Source organism: Pseudoxanthomonas sp. GW2 (assembly GCF_000283075.1).
In the GTDB taxonomy this organism is placed as follows: Bacteria; Pseudomonadota; Gammaproteobacteria; order Xanthomonadales; family Xanthomonadaceae; genus Pseudoxanthomonas.
Genome location: NZ_ALIP01000088.1, coordinates 1 through 21,662 on the forward strand (window position 1 = coordinate 1; position 21,662 = coordinate 21,662).

The 21,662-nt window shown below is 72.1% G+C and carries 13 protein-coding genes and 1 riboswitch; of the genes, 7 read left to right on the top strand and 6 right to left on the bottom strand.

All coding sequences use genetic code 11. The annotated features are described in order from the left end of the window. Nucleotides 1-36 precede the first annotated feature (36 nt). From B351_RS16310 to ilvC, 5 genes are all read right to left on the bottom strand, one after another. A complete protein-coding gene (locus B351_RS16310; RefSeq protein WP_050992150.1) occupies nt 37-1,611 on the bottom strand; it encodes a 2-isopropylmalate synthase in 1,575 nt (524 codons plus the stop codon). After that, nucleotides 1,608-2,750 (bottom strand): threonine dehydratase, encoded by a 1,143-nt coding sequence (locus tag B351_RS0106155; RefSeq protein WP_019398172.1) that lies wholly within the window; start codon nt 2,748-2,750, stop codon nt 1,608-1,610. Before B351_RS0106155 ends, B351_RS16310 begins: the two co-directional genes overlap by 4 nt. 90 nt (nt 2,751-2,840) lie before the next feature. Continuing rightward, nucleotides 2,841-3,125: an ACT domain-containing protein gene (locus B351_RS0106160; protein WP_019398173.1), complete on the bottom strand. Its 285-nt coding sequence runs from the start codon at nt 3,123-3,125 to the stop codon at nt 2,841-2,843. After that, nucleotides 3,109-4,839: an acetolactate synthase 2 catalytic subunit gene (gene ilvG, locus B351_RS0106165; RefSeq protein WP_019398174.1), complete on the bottom strand. Its 1,731-nt coding sequence runs from the start codon at nt 4,837-4,839 to the stop codon at nt 3,109-3,111. Before ilvG ends, B351_RS0106160 begins: the two co-directional genes overlap by 17 nt. Then, complete coding sequence (gene ilvC, locus B351_RS0106170) at nt 4,836-5,843, bottom strand: ketol-acid reductoisomerase (protein WP_019398175.1); 1,008 nt, start codon at nt 5,841-5,843, stop codon at nt 4,836-4,838. The genes ilvG and ilvC overlap by 4 nt, the downstream gene beginning before the upstream one ends. 463 nt (nt 5,844-6,306) lie before the next feature. On the opposite strand from ilvC, the gene ilvD reads away from it, so the two are divergent. From ilvD to B351_RS0106185, 3 genes are all read left to right on the top strand, one after another. After that, a complete protein-coding gene (ilvD, locus tag B351_RS0106175) occupies nt 6,307-8,145 on the top strand; it encodes a dihydroxy-acid dehydratase (RefSeq protein WP_019398176.1) in 1,839 nt (612 codons plus the stop codon). A gap of 114 nt (nt 8,146-8,259) precedes the next feature. Next, complete coding sequence (locus tag B351_RS0106180) at nt 8,260-9,597, top strand: cellulase family glycosylhydrolase (protein ID WP_026010431.1); 1,338 nt, start codon at nt 8,260-8,262, stop codon at nt 9,595-9,597. A 92-nt stretch (nt 9,598-9,689) separates the two neighbouring features. Then, nucleotides 9,690-11,522, top strand: coding sequence for a methyl-accepting chemotaxis protein (locus B351_RS0106185; protein ID WP_019398178.1), 1,833 nt, complete (start codon nt 9,690-9,692; stop codon nt 11,520-11,522). Here the strand turns inward: B351_RS0106185 and B351_RS0106190 are convergent. Continuing rightward, nucleotides 11,507-13,069: a BCCT family transporter gene (locus tag B351_RS0106190; protein ID WP_019398179.1), complete on the bottom strand. Its 1,563-nt coding sequence runs from the start codon at nt 13,067-13,069 to the stop codon at nt 11,507-11,509. The two genes, B351_RS0106185 and B351_RS0106190, sit on opposite strands and share 16 nt — an antisense overlap. A gap of 100 nt (nt 13,070-13,169) precedes the next feature. Further along, nucleotides 13,170-13,277: riboswitch (TPP riboswitch) on the top strand. Between the two features lie 109 nt (nt 13,278-13,386). Between B351_RS0106190 and thiC the strand changes: the two genes are divergently transcribed. The 4 genes from thiC (at nt 13,387) to B351_RS0106210 (ending at nt 21,636) form a co-directional block, all read left to right on the top strand. After that, on the top strand, nt 13,387-15,264 hold the full coding sequence (gene thiC, locus B351_RS0106195) for a phosphomethylpyrimidine synthase ThiC (RefSeq protein ID WP_019398180.1): 1,878 nt from the start codon (nt 13,387-13,389) through the stop codon (nt 15,262-15,264). A gap of 384 nt (nt 15,265-15,648) precedes the next feature. Beyond that, on the top strand, nt 15,649-17,937 hold the full coding sequence (locus tag B351_RS16315) for a winged helix-turn-helix domain-containing protein (protein WP_019398181.1): 2,289 nt from the start codon (nt 15,649-15,651) through the stop codon (nt 17,935-17,937). A gap of 118 nt (nt 17,938-18,055) precedes the next feature. Further along, nucleotides 18,056-18,958, top strand: coding sequence for a helix-turn-helix domain-containing protein (locus tag B351_RS16320; protein ID WP_019398182.1), 903 nt, complete (start codon nt 18,056-18,058; stop codon nt 18,956-18,958). 62 nt (nt 18,959-19,020) lie between these two features. Next, nucleotides 19,021-21,636 carry a TonB-dependent siderophore receptor gene (locus B351_RS0106210; protein WP_019398183.1) on the top strand — a complete coding sequence of 872 codons (2,616 nt, stop codon included), beginning with the start codon at nt 19,021-19,023 and terminating at the stop codon, nt 21,634-21,636. Nucleotides 21,637-21,662 lie beyond the last annotated feature (26 nt).

Consider the following 21,662-nt stretch of genomic DNA (forward strand, 5'->3'; position numbering starts at 1 on the left):
GGCTCCCCACCGGCGGCCGGCCGGGTCTGCATCGGATCAGGCGGTGGCCAGCTGCTCGCTGTTCCCCGCGGCACGGCGCTGGCGCAGCAGGCGGTTGGCCACGTCCAGCCAGGCCAGCGCGCTGGCCTCGATGATGTCGCGGCTGGTGCCGGTGCCTTCGTATTCGTCCTCGCCGTGGCGCACGCTGAGGCTGGCTTCGCCGCGGGCATCGGTGCCCAGGCCGACGCTGTGCACCTGGTAGCTCTCCAGGCTCAGCTGCACGCCGGTGGCGGCCGACAGCGCGGCGAACAGCGCGTCCACCGGGCCGTCGCCCTCGGCGGTCTCGGCCACGCGGCGGCCATCCGGGTCGGACAGCTCGACGGTGGCGCTGGCGCGCTGGCCGGCGTCGCTGACCGTCATCGAGGCCAGGCGGTAGCCCTCGCCGTCGCCGGTGTCCTGCATCAGCGCCTGCAGGTCGGCGTCGGTGACCACGCGCTGCTGCTCGCACAGCGCCTTGAAGTCGGCGAACACCAGGTCCAGCTCCGCCTCCTCCAGGTAGTAGCCCAGCGCGCGCAGGCGCTGCTCGACCGCGGCGCGGCCGCTGTGGCGGCCCAGCACCATCTGGGTGTCCGGCCAGCCCACGTCCTGCGGGCGCATGATCTCGTAGGTGCCGCGGTGGCGCAGCATGCCGTGCTGGTGGATGCCCGACTCGTGGGCGAAGGCATTGCTGCCGACCACCGCCTTGTTGCGCTGGACCGGCATGCCGATCAGGCGCTGCAGCAGCTGCGAGGTCGGCACCAGGCGGCGGGTGTCGATGCCGGTGTCGGCCTCGAAGAACGCGTTGCGCACCTTCAGCGCCATCACGATCTCCTCCAGCGCGCAATTGCCGGCGCGCTCGCCGATGCCATTGACGGTGCACTCGACCTGGCGCGCGCCGCCCTCGATCGCGGCCAGGGTGTTGGCCACGGCCAGGCCCAGGTCGTTGTGGCAGTGCGCGCTGAAGATGACCTTGTCAGCGCCCGGCACCTGCGCGATCAGGCGCTGGAAGATGCCGCGGATCTCCTCCGGGGTGGTGAAGCCGACCGTGTCGGGGATGTTGATGGTGGTGGCGCCGGCCTCGATCGCCGCGGCCACGACCTCGTGCAGGAAGTCCTCCTCGGTGCGGGTGCCGTCCTCGGTGGAGAACTCGATGTCGTCGATGTGGCCCTTGGCGTAGCGGATGCTCTCGACCACCCGGTCCAGCACCTGCTGGCGGCTCATGCGCAGCTTGTGCTCGCGGTGCAGCGGGCTGGTGGACAGGAACACGTGCAGGCGCGGGCGCGCGGCGGCCTCCAGCGCGCGCAGGGAGGTGTCGATGTCCGCCTGCAGGCAGCGCGAGAGCACGGCCAGCACCGGCTCGCGGATCTCGCGGGCGATCAGGGCCATGGCCTCGCGGTCGGACTGCGAGCTGGCCGGGAAGCCGGTCTCGATCACGTCCGCACCCAGTTCGGCCAGTGCGCGGGCCATGACCAGCTTCTGCGGCGGGGTCATGCTGCAGCCGGGGGACTGCTCGCCGTCGCGCAGGGTGGTATCGAACACCCGGATGCGGGCCTGGGAGACCTGGGTTTGGGCTTGGGACTGTTGCGCGTTCACCAGGTGAACTCCTCTTCGACGGGCTGCGGCGCGATGGGCGCCATTGGGACGGAAACGGTGGTGGTGGGGGACAGGTTAGCGGCTGGGCGGCGCTTTGCCACGGGGATCGGTTTGCGCGCCGCACCATCCCCCGCGGCGGCGGCCGGTTCCGGGCCGCGGCTGCGCCGGCGCGGCTTGCGCGGCGGCCGCGGGCGGACCTCGGACAGCAGCTGGGCGAGGGTGGCCGCGTCGATGTTGCCGCCGGAGACCACGGCGCACTTGCGACGCCCGGCCACGCGGCGGCCGGCGGCCAGGGCCAGGGCACCGGCGCCCTCGGCGATCAGGTTCTCTTCCAGCGCCAGCCGGACCAGGGTCTCGCGCAGTTCGGCCTCGCGCACGATCACCACGTCGTCCAGCAGGCGCGCGCACAGGCGCCGGGTCAGGAACCCGGGCACCTTCACCCGGACGCCGTCGGCCAGCGACCTGGCGGGGTCGATCTCGCGCAGGTCGCCGCGGATCGCGCGGGCCATGGAATCCACGCCCTCGACCTGGGCGCCGACCACGCGCACGCCCTGCGACTTCAGCGCCAGGGCCACGCCGGAGGCCAGCCCGCCGCCGCCGATCGGCACGATCACCACGTCCGGGGCGTGCGGCGCGATCTCGATCCCGATCGTGCCCTGGCCGGCGATCACGTCCGGGTCGTCGAACGCGGACAGGAAGCGGTAGCCGTACTGCTCGGCCAGCTGCCGGGCGAAGGCGTAGGCCTCGTCGTAGCTGTCGCCGTGCTGGCGCACGGTGGCGCCCCAGTGGGTGACGCCGGCGATCTTGGTCTGCGGCGCGCCGTGCGGCATCACCGTGATCGCCTGCACGCCAAGGCGGTAGGCGGCCCAGGCCACGCCCTGGGCGTGGTTGCCGGCGGAGGCGCAGATCACCGGGCGGTCGTCGCCGCGCTCGCGCGCGGCCAGCATCGCGTTGAGCGCGCCGCGCACCTTGTAGGAGCCGGTGCGCTGCAGGTTCTCCAGCTTGAGCATCACCCCGAAGCGCTCGGCGTGGTGCATCGGCGTCACCGGCAGGAACCGGCGCAGGCGCGACTGCGCGGCCAGTACGTCGGCCACGCCGACGTCCGCTTCTCCTGCGCTGGTGCGGCCGGTATCAGGCATCGCCGCGGCGCTCCGTGCGATTTCCGAGAAGGCACCTCCGCACCGTCGCCTCCACGGGGACGACGGCGGAACGGGCGGCTGCGCGCGCGTTCATGGCGCGCCTCCGTGGCCGACGCCGGCTTCGCCGGGCAGCGGGCCGTCGACCGGCGAGATCTGCACCGATTCGCAGTCGTACACCTTCTGCAGCTGGCGGCGCAGGGTCTCGGCCGTGCGCCCGCCGCTGTTGACCACCATCTGCAGGCGCCAGCGCCCGTCGGCGGCGTCGGGGAAGCCCTGGATCGCGCGCGGCGCGAAGCCGCGGCGCTCGGTCATGCCGATCACGCGCACCAGCGCGCCCTCCACGGGCTTCAGCACCAGGTCAAGCCGGTAGTGCATGAGCTGACTCTGCCTTCTGTTCGTTGGGGTTGGCGTCCAGCATGTGGCTGTTGGCCTGCCCGGCGGGGACCAGCGGCCAGACGTTGGCCCTGGCGTCGATCTTCACGTGCAGCAGGCCCGGGCCGGGTGCGGACAGCAGCGCCGCCAGCGCGTCCTCGACCTGCGAGCGCTGCTCGATGCGCGAGGCCGGGATGCCGCACACCTGGGCCAGGGCGGCGAAGTCCGGGTTGTCGGACAGGTCGATCTCGCTGTAGCGCTTGTCGAAGAACAGTTCCTGCCACTGCCGGACCATGCCCAGGGCGCTGTTGTCCAGCAGGATGATCTTCACCGGCAGCTTGCAGCGGGCGATGGTGACCAGCTCCTGCACGTTCATCATGAAGCCGCCGTCGCCGTTGACCAGGACCACCGGGCGGTCGGGGAAGGCGAACTGCGCGCCCATCGCCGCCGGCAGGCCGAAGCCCATGGTGCCCAGCGCGCCGGAGGTCAGGTGGTTGCGCGGATGGCTGAAGCGGCAGTGCTGCGCCACCCACATCTGGTGCTGGCCCACGTCGGCGGTGATGATCGCGTCCGGGCACAGTTCGCTGACCCGCTTCAGCAGCGCCGGGGCGTAGATGTCGGTGCCGGGTGCGTCGTAGCGCGGGGCATGTTTCTCGCGCAGGGCGGTGCAGCGCTGGCGCCATTCGCCGGCGGTGCTGCGCGCCGCGGCCAGGGCGCGCAGGCCCGCGGCCAGGTCGCCGGGCAGGGCGATGTCGGCGGTGCGCAGCTTGGAGATCTCGTAGGCATCCGCGTCCAGGTGGACCACCCGCGCGAACGGCGCGAACTCGGACAGCTTGCCGGTGGCGCGGTCGTCGAAGCGGGCGCCAACCACCACCAGCAGGTCGCACTCCTGCACCGCGATGTTGGCGGCGCGGGTGCCGTGCATGCCCAGCATGCCCAGGAACTGCGGGTGGTTGCCGGGCAGGGCGCCCAGGCCGCGCAGGGTCAGCACGGTCGGGATGCCGGTGGCCTCGACGAACTGGCGGAACTCGTCCACCGCATCGCAGATGCCGATGCCGCCACCGCCGTAGATCACCGGCTTTTCGGCCGCGGCGATCGCAGCGATGGCCTCGGCCAGGGTCGCATCCGGCGGCGGGGGCGGCGCCTGCACCGGGGCCGGCACGTGCGCCGGCAGGTGGGTGGCGGCGCCGACCTGGACGTCCTTGGGCAGGTCGACCAGGACCGGGCCCGGGCGGCCTTCGCGGGCGATGCGGAAGGCCTCGGCCATTACGTGCGGCAGCTCGTCCACGCTGCGCACCAGGAAGCTGTGCTTGACGATCGGCATGGTCATGCCGAACACGTCCAGCTCCTGGAACGCATCGGTCCCCAGCAGCGACGTCGGCACCTGGCCGGTCAGGCACACCATCGGCACCGAATCCAGCATCGCGTCGGCGATGCCGGTGACCAGGTTCGAGGCGCCGGGCCCGGAGGTGGCCACGCATACGCCGACCTTGCCGGAGGCGCGGGCGTAACCGTTGGCCGCCAAGGCCGCTCCCTGCTCGTGGCGGACCAGGATGTGGCGCAGCCCCGAATCCACCAGGGCGTCGTAGAACGGCATGATCGCGCCGCCCGGATAGCCGAAGATGGTGTCGACCCCCTCGGCCTCCAGCGCGTGCGCGACCCAGGCTGCGCCATTGCGCAGCCCGGCCGCCGTCGCTGTGGGGGTGTTGGCGTTCATGCGGCGGCGGTCTTCTTGGCGGTTTGTTCTTCGGCGGGCTGGGCGCTGCCCTGCAGCCACACCATCTTGGCGCGCAGTTCGCGGCCGACCTTCTCGATCGGATGGCCCTTGTCGGCCTGCTGGAACTTCCTGTAGTTCGGCAGGCCGGCGTCGTACTCGGCCTGCCAGTTGCGCACGAAGGTGCCGTCCTGGATGTCCTTCAGCACTTCCTTCATGCGCGCCTTGACCGAGGCGTCGATCACCCGCGGGCCGGAGACGAAGTCGCCGTATTGGGCGGTCTCGGAGATGAACTCGAGCATGCGGGTGATGCCGCCTTCGTAGAACAGGTCGACGATCAGCTTCAGCTCGTGCAGGACTTCGTAGTAGGCGATCTCCGGCTGGTAGCCGGCCTCGACCAGGGTCTCGAAGCCGGCCTGCACCAGGGACGAGGCGCCGCCGCACAGCACGGCCTGCTCGCCGAACAGGTCGGTCTCGGTCTCTTCCTTGAAGGTGGTCTTGATCAGGTTGGCGCGGGCGCCGCCCAGGCCGCCGGCGTAGGCCAGGGCGTATTCCTCGGCCTTGCCCGACTTGTCCTGGTACACCGCATAGATGCACGGCACGCCGCGGCCGATCTCGTACTCGCGGCGGACCAGGGCGCCCGGGCCCTTGGGCGCGACCAGGACCACGTCCAGGTCCTCGCGCGGGGTGATCATGCCGAAGTGCACGTTCAGGCCGTGGGCGAACAGCAGCACCGCGCCCTGCTTGAGGTTGTCGCGCAGGACTTCCTCGTAGAGCTTCTTCTGGACCATGTCCGGGACCAGCACGGCGACCAGGTCGGCGTCCTTCACCGCCTCGGCCGGGCTCTTGACCACGAAACCGTCCGCCTGGGCCTTGGCCTCGGTCGGACCGCCCGGGCGCAGGCCCACGGTCACGTCGAAGCCGGAATCGCGCAGGTTCAGCGCGTGCGCGCGGCCCTGGCTGCCGTAGCCGACGATCGCGATCTTGGTGGAGGTGCTGCTGGTCATGGCGTGGTCCTGTGCGGTTGCGTGGATGGGGAGGCGAAGCCTGGGAATTTGCCGGAACGAGATCGTTTCTGCTGAGAACTTTCCGGACGGAACCTTGTGCAAGGTGGAAACAAAAAACCCCGCGCCTTCCGGTGCGGGGTTTTGAGGGTCTGGCGTCTTTCTGTTGCCTACACGCCGGCTCGTCCCGCACCTGTTGGCGAGCTAATAAGGACGAGGACGAGGACCGACACCGCGGCGTTCGCGGCTGCGTGCAGGTCGGCGTCGGTGGTCGTGTGGCGATGCAGCATGGGTCGCAGGAAAGCACGCCGATTCCAGGCTTGTCAAGCGCCTTCCGTGGCCGTTTTACTGTTGCAGATGCAACCGTGGAAACGCATCACAATCGGTTGCACCTCCCGCGCGCTCCGTCCGCATCCGGCAACCCCGCCGCGCATGCGCGCCCGCCTTCGCCAGCACCCGTACAGCCATGCCCGAATACCGCTCCCGCACCTCCACCCACGGCCGCAACATGGCCGGTGCCCGCGCCCTGTGGCGCGCCACCGGGATGAAGGATGGCGACTTCCACAAGCCGATCGTCGCCATCGCCAACTCGTTCACCCAGTTCGTGCCCGGCCACGTCCACCTCAAGGACCTCGGCCAGCTGGTGGCGCGCGAGATCGAGCGCGTGGGTGGCGTGGCCAAGGAGTTCAACACGATCGCCGTCGACGACGGCATCGCCATGGGCCACGACGGCATGCTCTATTCGCTGCCCAGCCGCGAACTGATCGCCGACGCGGTGGAGTACATGGTCAACGCGCACTGCGCCGACGCGCTGGTGTGCATCTCCAACTGCGACAAGATCACCCCGGGCATGCTGATGGCCGCGCTGCGGCTCAACATCCCCACCGTGTTCGTGTCCGGCGGGCCGATGGAGGCGGGCAAGACCCGCCTGGCCGACCACAAGCTGGACCTGATCGACGCGATGGTGATGGCCGCCGATCCCAACGCCACCGACGAACAGGTGGCGGCGGTGGAGCGCAGCGCCTGCCCGACCTGCGGTTCGTGCTCGGGCATGTTCACCGCCAACTCGATGAACTGCCTGACCGAGGCGCTGGGCCTGTCGTTGCCGGGCAACGGCACCGTGGTCGCCACCCATGCCGATCGCGAGGCCCTGTTCAAGCGCGCCGGCGTGACCGCGGTGGAGCTGTGCCACCGCTGGTATGGCGGCGGCGACGGGCGCGCGCTGCCGCGCGGCATCGCCACCTTCGAGGCGTTCGAGAACGCGATGGCGCTGGACATCGCCATGGGCGGTTCGACCAACACCATCCTGCACCTGCTGGCCGCGGCGCAGGAGGCCGGGGTGCCGTTCACCCTGCGCGACATCGACCGCCTCTCGCGCAAGGTGCCGCAGCTGTGCAAGGTCGCGCCGAACACGCAGAAGTACCACATCGAGGACGTGCACCGCGCCGGCGGCATCATGGCCATCCTCGGCGAGCTGGCGCGCGGCGGACTGGTGCATACCGACGTGCCGACCGTGCATGCGCCCAGCCTGGGCGAGGCGATCGAGCGCTGGGACGTGGCCCGCACCAGCGATGAGGCCGTGCACACCTTCTACCGCGCCGGCCCGGCCGGGATCCCCACCCAGGTCGCCTTCAGCCAGGACACCCGCTGGCCGTCGCTGGACCTGGACCGCAGCGAAGGCTGCATCCGCGACCTGCAGCACGCCTACTCCAGCGAGGGCGGACTGGCGGTGCTTTACGGCAACCTCGCCGCCGACGGCTGCGTGGTGAAGACCGCGGGCGTGGACGAGTCCATCCTGGTGTTCGAGGGCCCGGCGCGGGTGTACGAGAGCCAGGACGCGGCGGTGAAGGGCATCCTCGGTGACGAGGGGCAGGCGGGCGAGGGGGTGGTGATCCGCTACGAAGGGCCCAAGGGCGGCCCGGGCATGCAGGAGATGCTCTATCCGACCAGCTACCTGAAGTCCAAGGGCCTGGGCAAGAAGTGCGCGCTGCTGACCGACGGCCGTTTCTCCGGCGGCACCTCGGGCCTGTCGATCGGCCATGCCTCGCCGGAGGCCGCGGCCGGCGGCACCATCGGCCTGGTGCGCGACGGCGACCGCATCCGCATCGACATTCCCGCGCGCAGCATCCAGCTGCTGGTGGACGAGGCCGAACTGGCGCGCCGCCGGGCCGAGCAGGACGCGCAGGGCTGGCGCCCGGCGCAGCCGCGCGCGCGCAAGGTCAGCACCGCACTGAAGGCCTATGCCCTGCTGGCCACCAGCGCCGACAAGGGCGCGGTGCGCAACCGCGAGCTGCTGGAGGGGTGAGCCTTCGGACGCGCCCGCCCGGCGGTGCCGGCGCGGGCGCCCTTGTGCGGCCGCAGCATGCCTGCCGCGTCCGTTCCGGGTCTAATGCGCCTTCCCAAGCCAGGAGGGCAGTGCATGCGTGGGATATCGTTACCTCGGCCAGGCCGCCGCTTCGCGTTCGCCGCCGCGGTGCTTTTGGCGGTACTGCAGTGCCTGCCGGCGCCGGCCGCAGCGTCCGGTTTCGTGCGCGTCGACGGGACCGGCTTCGTGCTCGACGGCAAGCCCTACCGCTTTGCCGGTGCCAACTTCTGGTACGGCGCCTACCTCGGCGCCCCCGATGGGGTGGGCGACCGCGAGCGGCTGCGCGCCGAGCTGGACCAGCTCAAGGCCGCCGGCATCGACAACCTGCGCGTGCTGGCGATGAGCGAGGCCAGCGGCTTCAGGCGCGGCGTGCGCCCGGCCTTCATGGTCGCACCCGGCGAGTACGACCAGCGCCTGCTGGAGGGCCTGGACGTGCTGCTGGACGAGATGCGCAAGCGCGACATGAAGGCGGTGCTGTACCTCAACAACTTCTGGCAGTGGTCCGGCGGCATGTCGCAATACGTGTCCTGGTTCAGCGGCGAACCGGTGTTCGATCCGGACGAGACCGGCGACTGGAACGGCTTCATGCAGAATTCGGCGCGCTTCTACGCCATGCCCGAGGCGCAGGCCGCCTACCGCGACGCGATCCGCACCGTCGTCACCCGCCGCAACAGCGTCAACGGCATCGCCTACGCCGAGGATCCAACGGTGATGTCCTGGCAGCTGGCCAACGAGCCGCGCCCGGGCAGCGACGCCGCCGGCGCGGCCAATTTCCAGGCCTACCGCGCCTGGCTGGACGATACCGCCGCCTTCATCCGCCAGCTGGCGCCCAGGCAACTGGTGAGCACCGGCAGCGAGGGCCGCATGGGTTCGCTGGGCGAGGACGACTACTACCTGATCGCGCATGCCTCGCCGCACATCGACTACCTGACGTTCCACCTGTGGCCGTCGAACTGGGGCTGGATCGACCACCACGACCCGGCGGCGCGGCTGGAAGCCGGGCTGCAGGCGTCGCTGGAGTACATCGACCGCCACGTGGAAATGGCGGCCAGGCTGGGCAAGCCGATCGTGCTGTCGGAGTTCGGCCTCAACCGCGACAAGGGTTCCTACGACCCGGCCGCGCCGGTGGCCGCACGCGACCGCTTCTACCAGGCGGTGTACGCGCGCCTGCTGCAGCATGCGCGCGCCGGGGCGCCGATTGCCGGTTCCAACTTCTGGGCCTGGGGCGGCCGCGGCCGCACCTCCAACCCGGACTGGATGTGGAAGGAAGGCGATCCGTTCACCGGCGACCCGCCGCAGGAAGCGCAGGGCCTGTTCTCCCTGTTCGACAGCGACCGTTCGACCCTGGAAATCGTCTCCGCCCACGCACGCCAGTTGCGCGCGCTCCCCTGAACTGGTTCAGGCCGGGCCGGCGGCGCCGTGCTTTCCGCCTTCAGGCCTTGCGCTCGGCGGCCGATATCCGGGACAGGGAGAGGAGGGGAATCATGTCGACGATCGAGTCGCCGACGCAGCAGGACACGCAGGCCAGCGCGCCTGCGCTGCCCGATGCGCCGGTTGCATTGCTGCGCCTGGACGACGGGCTCCGCATCGTGGCCGCCAACCGCACCGCCCGGGACCTGCTGGGGCTGGAGGACACCGCCCTGCCGGTGCCGGCCGCAGGCCCGCTATGGGGCCTGCAGCGCGGCGACCTGGCCGATGGCGCCGGGGTGTGGGCCGCGCCCGGCGACGATCCTGCGCGGCGCCTGCGCTACCAGGCCGATGGCGAGGGCTGGATCGCCTCGCTGCCGCACGCCGAAACCGCCACGCTGCTGCGCGAGGCCGCCGGCATGGCCGCCGGCGGCGGGGCGGTCACCCATCCGTTGCTGGCCCCGCTGGCGCAGCGGCTGGCCGGGGCCGAACAGCCGCGCGAGCTGCTGGCGGCGGTCAACGAGGCCCTGGCCCGCTGCGACCTGGCCCTGCAGCTGCCGCCTGCGCAGGCCGCGAGCGAGGCCGGGCGGCGCCTGGCCGCCGGCTTCGGCAACCTCGCCGAGGCGGTGCGCCAGGCGGTGGCGCTGTCGGTGCAGCTGGCCGCGGACGTGCCCAAGGTGGTCGGCGAGAACGACGAGCTGGCGGCGCAGACCCGCGCCCAGGCCGAGGCCCTGGAACAGGTGCTGGCGGCCACCAGCCGGCTGCGCCAGGACCTGGACGACGTGCGCGGCGAACTGGAGCAGGTGCGCGCCGCGGCGGTGCGCGCCGACGAGGACGCGCGGCGCGGCGGCGAGGCCGCGCGCGCCCTGGCCGCGGCGATGCGCCAGGTGGAGGAACGCGCGGCGCGCGCCGGCGAGGTGATCGAGGTGATCGACTCGGTCGCGTTCCAGACCAACATCCTGTCGATCAACGCCGGGATCGAGGCCGCGCATGCCGGCGAGGCCGGGCGCGGCTTCGCCGTGGTCGCCAGCGAGATCCGGCGCCTGGCCGAGCGCGCCGCCAGTGCCGCGCGCGACGTGCGCGCCATCGTCGGCGGCACGGTCGAGGCGCTGGGCGAGAGCGCCGAGTCGGCGCGCCATACCGGGGAGATGCTGGCCGGCATCGGCCAGTCCCTGCAGGGCGCCGGCGCGGCGATGGAATCGGTGGCGCGGCGCATCGCCTCGCAGGGCGAGGAGGTGCTGGCGATCGACCGCGCGGTGGAGCAGGTGGTGGAACTGGGCCACAGCAACCTGCAGCACGCCGCGCACGTGGCCGAACTGAGCGAGGCGCTGGGCCAGGGCGTGGCCACCCTGCACGACTGCGTCGGCCTGTTCCGGCTGCCGCCGGACCCGATGCAGGTGCCGAGGCATGCGCGCGTGCGCGAACTGGCCGAGGCCGGCGCGCGCCGCATCGGCATGGCCCTGGCCGCGGCGGTGGCCGAGGGCCGGATCGGTGCCGAGGCGCTGTTCTCGCGCGAGTACAAGCAGATCCCCGGGATCGACCCGCCCAAGTACCGCACCCCGTTCGACGCGCTGTGCGACCGCATCCTGCCGCCGCTGCAGGAGCCGGTGGCCAACGCCGAGCCGTGGATCGTGTTCGCGATCAGCGCCAACCCCGACGGCTACGTGCCCACCCACAACCAGCGCTATTGCCAGCCGCTGACCGGCGACCGCGAGAAGGACCTGGTCGGCAACCGCACCAAGCGCATCTTCGGCGACCGCGTCGGCCGCAGCGTGGGCGCGCACACCGACCCGTACCGGCTGCAGGTCTACCGCCGCGACACCGGCCAGATCATGTTCGACCTGTCGGTGCCGGTGTACGTGGACGGGCGCCACTGGGGCGGGTTCCGCATCGGCTACTCGCTGGAGTAGGGCGGGGGCGCCGGGCCGCGGCCTTGGCGCGGCCCGTAGACCCAGTGCTCCAGCGCGTGGCGCAGCATCTGCGCGCGGCGCCGGCGCACCGCCCGCGCATGCGCGAGCGTGCGCTGCAGGGCCAGCATCACCAGCACCAGCAACAGCGCGAACGGCAGCGCCGAGATCGTCACCAGGCCCTGCAGCGCGTCCAGGCCGCCGGCCAGCAGCAGGGCCGCGGCCACCACCGCGATCGCCACGCCCCAGGCGATCCGCCGCAGCGGCGGCGGGTCGCCGGACTGGTCGCCGGACATGCTGGCCAGCACCAGCACCGCCGAGTCGGCCGAGGTGACGAAGAACACCGCCAGCAGCGCCACTGCCACCGCGCTCAGGGCGGTGCTGCCGGGCAGGTGCCCGAACAGGGCGAACAGCACGTTCTCGTAGCCGCTTTCCAGCACCGGCTGCAGGTCGGCCACGAACAGTTGCTGCCACAGCGCCAGGCCGCCGAACACCGCGAACCAGGCGAAGCCCAGCAGGCTCGGCGCCAGCACCGTGCCGACCACGAACTCGCGGATGGTGCGGCCGTAGGACACGCGGGCGATGAAGCTGCCCACGAACGGCGCCCACGAGATCCACCAGGCCCAGTAGAAGATCGTCCACTCGCTGACCCAGGCGCTGCCGGAGAACGGCGACATGCGCAGGCTCATGCCGACGAGCCGGTCCAGGTAGCCGCCCAGCGCGTTGGTGAACACGTCGAACAGGAACGCGGTCGGGCCCAGCGCCAGCACCGCCAGCAGCAGCGCGCCGGCCAGCGCGAGGTTGGCGCTGGACAGCCATTTGATGCCGCGCTCCACGCCGCTGAGGCTGGAGGCCATGTACAGCACGAAGGCCACGCCGATCACCGCCAGCTGCATGCCGGTCCCGGTCGGCGTGCCGGACACGGTGCGCAGGCCGGCGGTGATCTGCAGCGCGCCGAAGCCCAGGGTGGTGGCCACGCCGATCGCGGTGGCCACCACCGCGGCGATGTCCACGCAACGCCCGGCCCAGCCGCGGTGGTGGCGGCCCAGCAGCGGCTGCAGCAGGTCGCTGAGCTGGCCGCGGCCGCGGCGGTTGTACTGGAACCAGGCCATGGCCAGCCCGACCAGGGCGTAGATCGCCCACGGGTGCAGGCCCCAGTGGAAGAACGCGTAGCGCATCGCCGCGCGCGCGGCCGGCATGCTCGCCGGTTCCAGCCCCTCGGGCGGATTGAAGTAGTGCGACAGCGGCTCCGCCGCGCCCCCGAACACCAGGCCGATGCCCATGCCGGCCGCGAACAGCATCGCCAGCCAGCTGCCCACCGCGAACTGCGGTTCGGCGTCCTCGCCGCCAATGCGCAGCTCGCCCAGGCTGCCGAAGGCCAGGTACAGCATGAACAGCAGGGTGGCGAACACGACCAGCAGGTAGAGCCAGCCGGTGTTGGCGAGCATGCCCCCGAGCAGCGCGTCCACCATCGCGGCGAAGCGCGACGGCGCCAGGCCTGCTGCCGCCGCAAGCAGCGCGATCAGCAAGAAGGAGATGCGGAAGACCATGCCGGCTCCGGTGGCGTGGAGGCGCACAGTCTAGCAACGGCCCCGTTGGCGGCCCGTGGCGGCGGCCTGCGGCAAGCGCGCGCGGTCTGTGGTGTAATCGGCGCCGAAGCGGGGGTACCGCGGGCGCCGGTTGGGGCGCGCGGTTGAGACAGTCCCTTGGAACCTGATCCGGCTCATACCGGCGTAGGGAAGCTTCGCAGGACGGGCTCCGTCCGTCCTGTGTCCGCCCGCTTCGGGCGGCGGTGCCGCGCATGCGTGGTCCGTCGTCCCGTCCCGCACCCCGGTGCGGTTATCCCCTGAACGGACGGACACAACGCATGAACGCCATCCCCGCCTCCCTGCTCCAGCAGACCGCCCAGCTTTCCGGCTCCGTCACCCGGCCGATCCCCGGCTCGCGCAAGATCCACGTCGAAGGTTCGCGCCCGGACATCCGCGTGCCGATGCGCGAGATCGCGCTGACCCGCACCCCCACCGTGTTCGGCGGCGAGGACAACCCGCCGGTGACGGTGTACGACACCTCCGGCCCGTACACCGACCCGGAGGCGCGGATCGACCTGGCCGCGGGCCTGCCGCCGCTGCGCGCGCAGTGGATCGCCGAGCGCGGCGACACCGAGGAGCTGCCGGCGCTGACCTCCGAGTTCGGCCGCGCGCGCGAGCACGACCCGAAGCTGGACGCAGTGCGCTTCCCCGGGCGCCGCCTGCCGCGCCGGGCGAAGGCCGGCGCCAACGTCACCCAGATGCATTACGCGCGGCGCGGGATCATCACCCCGGAGATGGAGTTCGTCGCCATCCGCGAGAACCAGCGCCTGGAGGCGGTGCGCGACGCGGCGCTGCGTGCCCAGCATCCGGGCCAGGGTTTCGGCGCCAGCATCCCCGAGGTGATCACCCCGGAGTTCGTGCGCGACGAGATCGCCCGCGGCCGCGCCATCCTCCCGTGCAACATCAACCACCCCGAGAGCGAGCCGATGATCATCGGCCGCAACTTCCTGACCAAGATCAACGCCAACATCGGCAACTCCGCCGTGTCCTCGGGCATCGCCGAGGAGGTGGAGAAGATGGTGTGGGCGATCCGCTGGGGCGGGGACACGGTGATGGACCTGTCCACCGGCAAGCACATCCACGAGACCCGCGAGTGGATCATCCGCAACTCGCCGGTGCCGATCGGCACGGTGCCGATCTACCAGGCACTGGAAAAGGTCGACGGCCGCGCCGAGGAGCTGACCTGGGAGATCTTCCGCGACACGCTCATCGAGCAGGCCGAGCAGGGCGTGGACTACTTCACCATCCACGCCGGCGTTCTGTTGCGCTACGTGCCACTCACGGCCAGGCGCGTGACCGGCATCGTTTCCCGCGGCGGCTCGATCATGGCCAAGTGGTGCCTGGCGCACCACAGGGAGAATTTCCTCTACACCCACTTCGAGGAAATCTGCGAAATCATGAAGGCCTACGACGTGGCCTTCTCCCTGGGCGACGGCCTGCGCCCGGGCTGCATCGCCGACGCCAACGACGCGGCCCAGTTCGGCGAGCTGGAGACCCTGGGCGAGCTGACGAAGATCGCCTGGAAGCACGACGTGCAGACCATGATCGAGGGCCCCGGCCACGTGCCGATGCAGCTGATCAAGGAGAACATGGACAAGCAGCTGCGCGAGTGCGGCGAGGCGCCGTTCTACACGCTCGGGCCGCTGACCACCGACATCGCCCCGGGCTACGACCACATCACCTCGGCGATCGGCGCGGCGATGATCGGCTGGTACGGCACGGCCATGCTCTGCTACGTCACGCCGAAGGAGCACCTGGGCCTGCCCAACCGCCAGGACGTGCGCGACGGCATCATGGCCTACAAGATCGCCGCGCACGCGGCCGACCTGGCCAAGGGCCATCCCGGCGCGCAGGTACGCGACAACGCCCTGTCCAAGGCACGCTTCGAGTTCCGCTGGGAGGACCAGTTCCACCTCGGCCTGGATCCGGAGAAGGCGCGCGAGTTCCACGACGAGACCCTGCCCAAGGAGGCGCACAAGCTGGCGCACTTCTGCTCCATGTGCGGGCCCCACTTCTGCTCGATGAAGATCACCCAGGACGTGCGCGACTACGCGGCCGAGCACGGGCTGGACGAGCGGGCGGCGCTGGAGGCGGGCATGGCCGGCAAGGCGGCCGAGTTCCGCGAGCAGGGCGCGGAGGTCTACCGCGCCGGATAGCGCGCAAAAGGGCCTGGTCGCGGCCCCTCCCCCTGGCACCGCGACCAGGCAAGGCGCTGCTGGCGCCATGCCGCGGAACGACGTCGACCGCGGCGTGCGCCAGTGTCCCCATCGCCGTCCCGGGGGTGTTAGCCGGCGATGGCCGGGCGGCTTTGCCGCGCTTGCCGCGATGGCGCGCCGCGCCTGCCCGTTTCCCGACCGGCAGCTGACCGGACTTCGGTCACCCGTACCAAAGACACATGGCGCTGCCCGGGGCCGTGGCTAGTGTGCCTGCATTGCCGGATCGCCCGCCTGCATGGGGCAGGCGCCAGGCCGGTTGCGCCGGCCGGCGGTCGTGGCACGGCGGGGCGAAGCGCCCCGGGGCACTGGATACATGGGAGTCGCATGGGTGCGGCGGAGAGCGAGGCGCGCAAACGGGCCGCGGAAGCGGCCGGCAGGCTGTTGCGCGTGGGGGAGTGCGAGGTCGACGTCGACCGCAGGGTGGTGTCGCGGCCGGGCGCGGAGGAACCGCGGCGGCTGACGCTCAAGGCCTTGCAGGTCCTGCTGGCGCTGGTCGAGGCCGGCGGCCGCGTGGTCAGCCGCGAACAGCTGCTGGAGCGGGTCTGGCCTGACACCCTGCCCACCGACGACGTGCTCACCCAGGCGGTGGCGCAGCTGCGGCGTGCGTTCGGCGGCCGCGGCGAGGCGCCGCCGTACATCGAGACCATTGCCAAGGCCGGCTACCGCCTGGTGGTGCCGTGCTGCTGGATCGAACCGGCCGCCACGCCGGAACCGGCCGCAGTGCCGGCGGCACCGGCGCCCGCGGTGCCGGCGCCGATCCAGCCGCGGCCGGCGCCACAGGAGCAGGCGCCTGCAGCGGCCGCCGGCACGGGCGCGCCCGCACGCGCGCCGCGCCGGCGCATCGCGTCCTGGTGGCCGGCCTTGTCCCTGTTGCTGGTGCTGGCTTTCGGCGCCGGCGCGTGGCAACTGCTGAATCCGCGCACGCGCGCCAACGGTGCCGCCGACGTGGCGGCCGGCGCACCGCCGCTGCAGTACCAGGCCATCGCCGCGACCGCGCTGCCCGAGCAGGGGCCGGCGCTTTCGCCGGACGGGAGCGAGGTCGCCTACGCGCGCCCGGTCCGCGCCGGCGGCCCGCGCACGCTGTACCTGCAGCCGGCCGGCGACGGCAGTCCGCGCCAGCTGACCTTCCCCGGCCACGGCGAGGCCGATGACCTGCCGGCATGGTCGCGCGACGGGCGCCGCATCGCCTTCGTGCGCACCGGCGGCGACGGCTGCCGGCTGATGGTGGTCGCGGCCGCCGGCGGCGGCGAGCGCGAAGTCGGCCGCTGCGAGGGCGAGGATTACGCCGCCTTCGACTGGAGCCCGGACGGCCGTGCCCTGGTGATGGGCGGGCGCCGCCGCAGCAGCGGGCAGTCGGCGCCGCTGCGGCGCCTGGACCTGGGCAGCGGGCGCTGGGAGGCGCTGGCCTATCCGGCCGACGGCCTGGATACCCTGCCGCGGTTCTCGCCCGACGGCGCCTGGCTGGGTTTCCGCCGCGGCACCTCGTTGGGCGACCTGTGGCTGATGCCCGCGGCCGGCGGTCCGCCGCGGCAGCTGACCCGCCTGCGCGGCGACATCCGCGGCTGGGACTGGCTGCCCGACGGCAGCGGCCTGGTCTTCAGCCTGGTCAAGGAGGAGGCGCGCCTGTACCGGCTGGCGCTGGCGGGCGGGTCGATCACCGAACTGCCGTCGCCCCCGCGCGGCAACCCGGTGTTCCCGGAAGTGGCCGCCGATGCGTGGACGATGGTGTTCGGCATCTACCGCTTCCGCAGCGGCCTGTACGCCTTCGACCTGGAGGCGGCCGGCGACGGCACGCAGCCGGGCGAACCGGTGTTCGCCTCCAGCGGCGTGGACCTGATGCCTGCGGTATCGCCCGACGGCTCGACCCTGGCCTTCGTGTCCGACCGCAGCCTGGCCGCGCAGCTGTGGATCGGCGAGCTGGAGCACCCGCAGACCCTGCGCGCGGTGCCGGGCATCGTGCCGGTGCCGCGCAACCCGCCGGTGTGGGCGCCGGATGGCAGCCGCCTGCTGGTGATCGGTGCCACCGGCAGCGGCGGCGACCGCCTGTACCAGGTCGAGGTTGGCTTCGACACCGTGCGGGTGCTGCCGGTGCCGGGCGTGCCCGCCTTCGCCGCCTGGACCGGCAGGCCGGACCAGCTGCTGGTCGGCGTCGACGGCAGCGGCGGCAGTACCCGGCTGGTCCTGTACCAGCTGCCGGAGTGGCGCGAACTGGCCAGCCTCGACGACGTCGCCCTGGCCCGCTACGACCACCGGCAGGACCGCGTCTGCTTCAGCCGCACCACGCGCAGCGGGCTGTGGTGCGCCGACCCGGCGTTGCAGCGGGTGGTGCAGGTCGGCATGGATGCGCCGGTGCCTGAGCAGTACCGCGAATGGCTGGTTGCCGGCGGGGGGATCTTCTCCACCGCGCCGGCGCCGGGCTGCGCCACCGGCTGGAGCGAGATCGGCGCCGGAGCGGCGCGTCCGCGCTGCCTGTCGCACACGTATGCGGTGGCCTCCGGTTCGGCCAGTGTCGACGAGGCCGGGCGCCGTGCCTTCCTGGCGCTGCCGCTGGAGGACGACATGGACGTGGGCCTGGCCTCGCTGGCCTCGCTGCGGCGCGGCGCAAGCCGCTGATCCGAAAGGGCGAGGCCGGCCGAAAGACAAATATCAGGAAGATTTCAGCGGCGTTTCCTGCAACGCGCGCGGCGCTCCGGCAAACAGGTGGCCAGTTCCCCCGCAAGGAGACACGGCCATGAGGATCAGGACACTGTCGGGCGACCGCGGACAGCTGCAGGAGCTGCACTGGCCGCCCGGCGCGCACGAGCGGCCCACGCTGGCGACCCTGGCGCGCGGCGCGGGCCTCGCGCTGCAGGCCGGCGCGGCCAGCATCTGGCTGGTCGTGCGCGGCAGCGCCGAGCTGGAAAGCCAGGAGGGCCGCTTCGCCCTGGGCGCCGGGCACTGGATCTACCTGGACCGCGAGTCGATGCCGGTGGTGCGCAGCGGCAGCCGCGCGCTGGTGCTGGGCCTGGTGCTTTCCGCCGGCCTGCAGGCGCGGCTGCAGCAGTCGGCCTATGCGCCGATGTATCCCGGGCGCGGCGAGGCGCCGCCGCGCGCGCGCCGCGGCGTGCTGTCGCTGTGGCGCCGGCTGCTGCGTCCCGGGCTGCACCCGGCTGACGCCTCGGTCCTGCTCGGCCGCCTGCTGCGCGCGCTGGCCGACCTGCAGGACGACTGCAGCGCGCTGGTGGAGCGCTGCCCCGGCCGCACCCTGCACCGCCGCCGCCAGGTGTTCGCGCGCATGCAGCGGGTGATGCTTTACCTGGAGGGGCACCCCGAGCGCGCCCTGACCACGCTGCAGATGGTCGATCGCGCCAGCATGTCGGTCTGGTACTTCATCCGCGCGTTCCGCGCGGTGTACGGGGAGACCCCGCAGGCGGCCTCGGCGCGCCTGCGCCTGCAGCGCGCCGCGCGCCTGCTGCTGGAGGGGCGGATGGCGGTGGGCGAGGTCGGCGCCGCGTGCGGCTTCGAGAACAACTGCAGCTTCTCGCGCGCGTTCCGCGCGCAGTTCGGCGTGCCGCCGTCGATCTACCGTCTCCATGGGGGGAGCGTGGCGGCAGCCCTGGCAAACCCGGTCGACATGCACGGCCAAGCGGGATGAGCGCGTGGCTCCGTAACGTCTTGCTGCGTTTTCGCAAACCCCTAACGGACCGGAGAACACCCATGAAACACCATCCACGCGCCGCATCGCGGCTGGCGGCGCTGCCGCTGGGCATCGCCTGCGCCCTGGCCGCCAGCGGCGTCGCCGCACAGGAAGGCCCCGCCGGCGAGGCGCAGACCCTGGACCGGGTCACCGTCACCGGCTCGCGCCTCAAGCGCGCCGACATCGAGGGCGCGGTCCCGGTCACCGTGATCGACCGCGCCACGATCGACGCCAGCGGCGACATCTCGGTGGCCGAGCTGCTGCGCGACAGCTCCTTCGCCGCGTTCGGCAGCTTCCGCCCGCGCTCGGGCAGCAGCGCCCAGGCGGTGTCGGAGGTGGACATGCGCGGCATCGGCGCCGACCGCACCCTGGTGCTGGTCGACGGCCGCCGCGCGCCGTACGCGCCGAGCACCGGCACCGCGGCCGACCTCAACACCATCCCGCTGGCGGCGGTGGAACGGATCGAGATCCTGTCCGACGGCGCCTCGGCGCTGTACGGCTCCGACGCCATCGGCGGCGTGGTCAACATCATCCTGCGCAAGGACTTCGAGGGTGGCGAGGTGCGCTACGGCCGCGGCAACCCGGCGGTGCGCGGCGGCGACACCGAGGAGGCCTCGCTGCTGTTCGGCACCAGCTCCGAGCGCGGCAGCCTGCTGATGGGCGCCTCGTACAACGCGCGCGGCATCGTCTTCAGCCGCGACCAGATCGGCGGCGACGTCCGCGGCGGCTCCGGCTACGGCAACAACTACTACATCGAGGACCCGGACGCGCCGGGCGAGGAAGGCGAGTACGGCGGCGCGCTGCCGGGCTTCGCCTGCAACAGCGACGGCTTCTGGATGAACGGCGACACCTGCGCCTACGACTACAACGCCGTGGCCGCCAGCGACGCCTCGGTCCGCAACAAGGCCCTCTTCGCCCGCGGCCAGTACGACGTCAGCCCCAGCTTCAGCGTCAATGCCGCGCTGAGCTACAGCAAGGCCAGCAGCTTCGGCCGCTTCGCCCCGACCCCGGGCGTGCTGTACGTGGAGGAGGGCAGCCCCAACGACCCGGTCAAGGGCGACGGCCTGGGCGCGTTCATCTACCACCGCTACGCCGCGGCCGGCAACCGCGACAACTTCATCGACAACGACACCGTCGACGTGCAGCTGGGCGCCAGCTGGATGGCCAGCGAGCGCCTGACCCTGGACTTCGGCCTGCGCACCAGCCGCGCCAGCTCCTCCGACATCGGCCGCGGCTACATCGTCACCCCGCTGGCGGAGAAGGCCGCCGCCAACGGCAGCTACAACGTCGCCGATCCGTTCGCCGACCCGGACGTGGTCAAGGGCTTCACCGTCACCACCAACCGCCAGGGCAAGTTCAACGTCGACGAGATGTTCGCCAGCGCGGCGCTGGACCTGTTCCAGATGGCAGGCGGCACCTCGGCGGTGGCGTTCGGCGTGGAGCACCGCCGGGAGGACTACGCCGACGTCTACGACGCGCTGTCGGAGTCCGGCGCGGTGGCCGGCTCGGCCGGCAACACCGCCGGCGGCCGGCGCAAGGTCAGCGCGGCCTACGCCGAGTGGTACCTGCCGGTGGCGCAGGACTTCGACTTCACCCTGGCCGCGCGCTACGACCGCTACGACGACTACGGCAGCGACGTCTCGCCGAAGCTGTCGCTGCGCTGGCAGCCGCTGGACAACCTGACCCTGCGCGCCTCGGTGGGCGAGGGCTTCCGCGCCCCGGCGCTGCCCTACGTGCACAGCCAGCGCGCGTTCAGCGCCGAGCCGATCTCCGACTACCGCACCTGCGTGGCCACCGGCTTCTCGCCGGTGCTGTGCGGCGGCGACGCCAACGGCGACAACATCGCCGACGGCCCGGAGAACGAGGAGGAGGTCGCCTACCAGGTCGATTCCTACCAGACCGGCAACCCGGACCTGCTGTCGGAGCACTCGCGGCAGTTCAGCGTCGGCCTGGCCTGGGATCCGCTGGACTGGTTCAACCTGACCCTGGACTACTACCGGATCCAGATCGACGACCGCATCCGCCTGATCTCCTTCCGCGAGCTGGTCGGCCTGGACAACGCCGGCCAGCCGTTGCCGGAGCACACCTGGGTCAAGCGCCGCAGCAACGGTTCCATCAGCGAGATCCAGACCGCCTTCGTCAACGAGGGCAAGCTGGATACCCGCGGCCTGGACCTGAACCTGCGTGCCTCCGGCAACCTCGCCTGGGGCCGCGTGGACAGCTGGCTGCAGGTGGCGCGGGTGCTGGAGTACACCGTGGTCGACGGTGACACCCGCAAGGATCCGCTGGGCTGGGTCACGCAGCCGAAGCTGCGCGCCACCTGGCGCAACGCCTGGAGCCGCGGCGACTTCAACCTCGCCTGGAACATCAACTACATCGGCAGCCAGCAGAACCCGGCCGAGGTCCCGCCCTACGGCTTCATCACCAGCGGTCCGGGCGTGCGCGTGGGCAGCTACACCACCCACGACCTCAACCTGACCTGGAACGCGCCGTGGAACGGCAGCCTGAGCCTGGGCGTGAACAACGCCGGCGACCGTTACCCGGAGCTGGTCGGCTACGACAACCAGCCCTGGAACTTCCACCTCTACGACGCCTACGGGCGCACCGTGTACTTCCGCGTCTCGCAGAAGTTCTGAGGCCTGCAGGGGGAGGGACGGGGGGG

Coding starts and splice junctions, on each gene's coding strand:
- B351_RS0106155 (WP_019398172.1), bottom strand. CDS start 2,750: ATGCCTGATACCGGCCGCACCAGCGCAGGAGAAGCGGACGTCGGCGTG.
- B351_RS0106160 (WP_019398173.1), bottom strand. CDS start 3,125: ATGCACTACCGGCTTGACCTGGTGCTGAAGCCCGTGGAGGGCGCGCTG.
- ilvG (WP_019398174.1), bottom strand. CDS start 4,839: ATGAACGCCAACACCCCCACAGCGACGGCGGCCGGGCTGCGCAATGGC.
- ilvC (WP_019398175.1), bottom strand. CDS start 5,843: ATGACCAGCAGCACCTCCACCAAGATCGCGATCGTCGGCTACGGCAGC.
- ilvD (WP_019398176.1), top strand. CDS start 6,307: ATGCCCGAATACCGCTCCCGCACCTCCACCCACGGCCGCAACATGGCC.
- B351_RS0106180 (WP_026010431.1), top strand. CDS start 8,260: ATGCGTGGGATATCGTTACCTCGGCCAGGCCGCCGCTTCGCGTTCGCC.
- B351_RS0106185 (WP_019398178.1), top strand. CDS start 9,690: ATGTCGACGATCGAGTCGCCGACGCAGCAGGACACGCAGGCCAGCGCG.
- B351_RS0106190 (WP_019398179.1), bottom strand. CDS start 13,069: ATGGTCTTCCGCATCTCCTTCTTGCTGATCGCGCTGCTTGCGGCGGCA.
- thiC (WP_019398180.1), top strand. CDS start 13,387: ATGAACGCCATCCCCGCCTCCCTGCTCCAGCAGACCGCCCAGCTTTCC.
- B351_RS16315 (WP_019398181.1), top strand. CDS start 15,649: ATGGGTGCGGCGGAGAGCGAGGCGCGCAAACGGGCCGCGGAAGCGGCC.
- B351_RS16320 (WP_019398182.1), top strand. CDS start 18,056: ATGAGGATCAGGACACTGTCGGGCGACCGCGGACAGCTGCAGGAGCTG.
- B351_RS0106210 (WP_019398183.1), top strand. CDS start 19,021: ATGAAACACCATCCACGCGCCGCATCGCGGCTGGCGGCGCTGCCGCTG.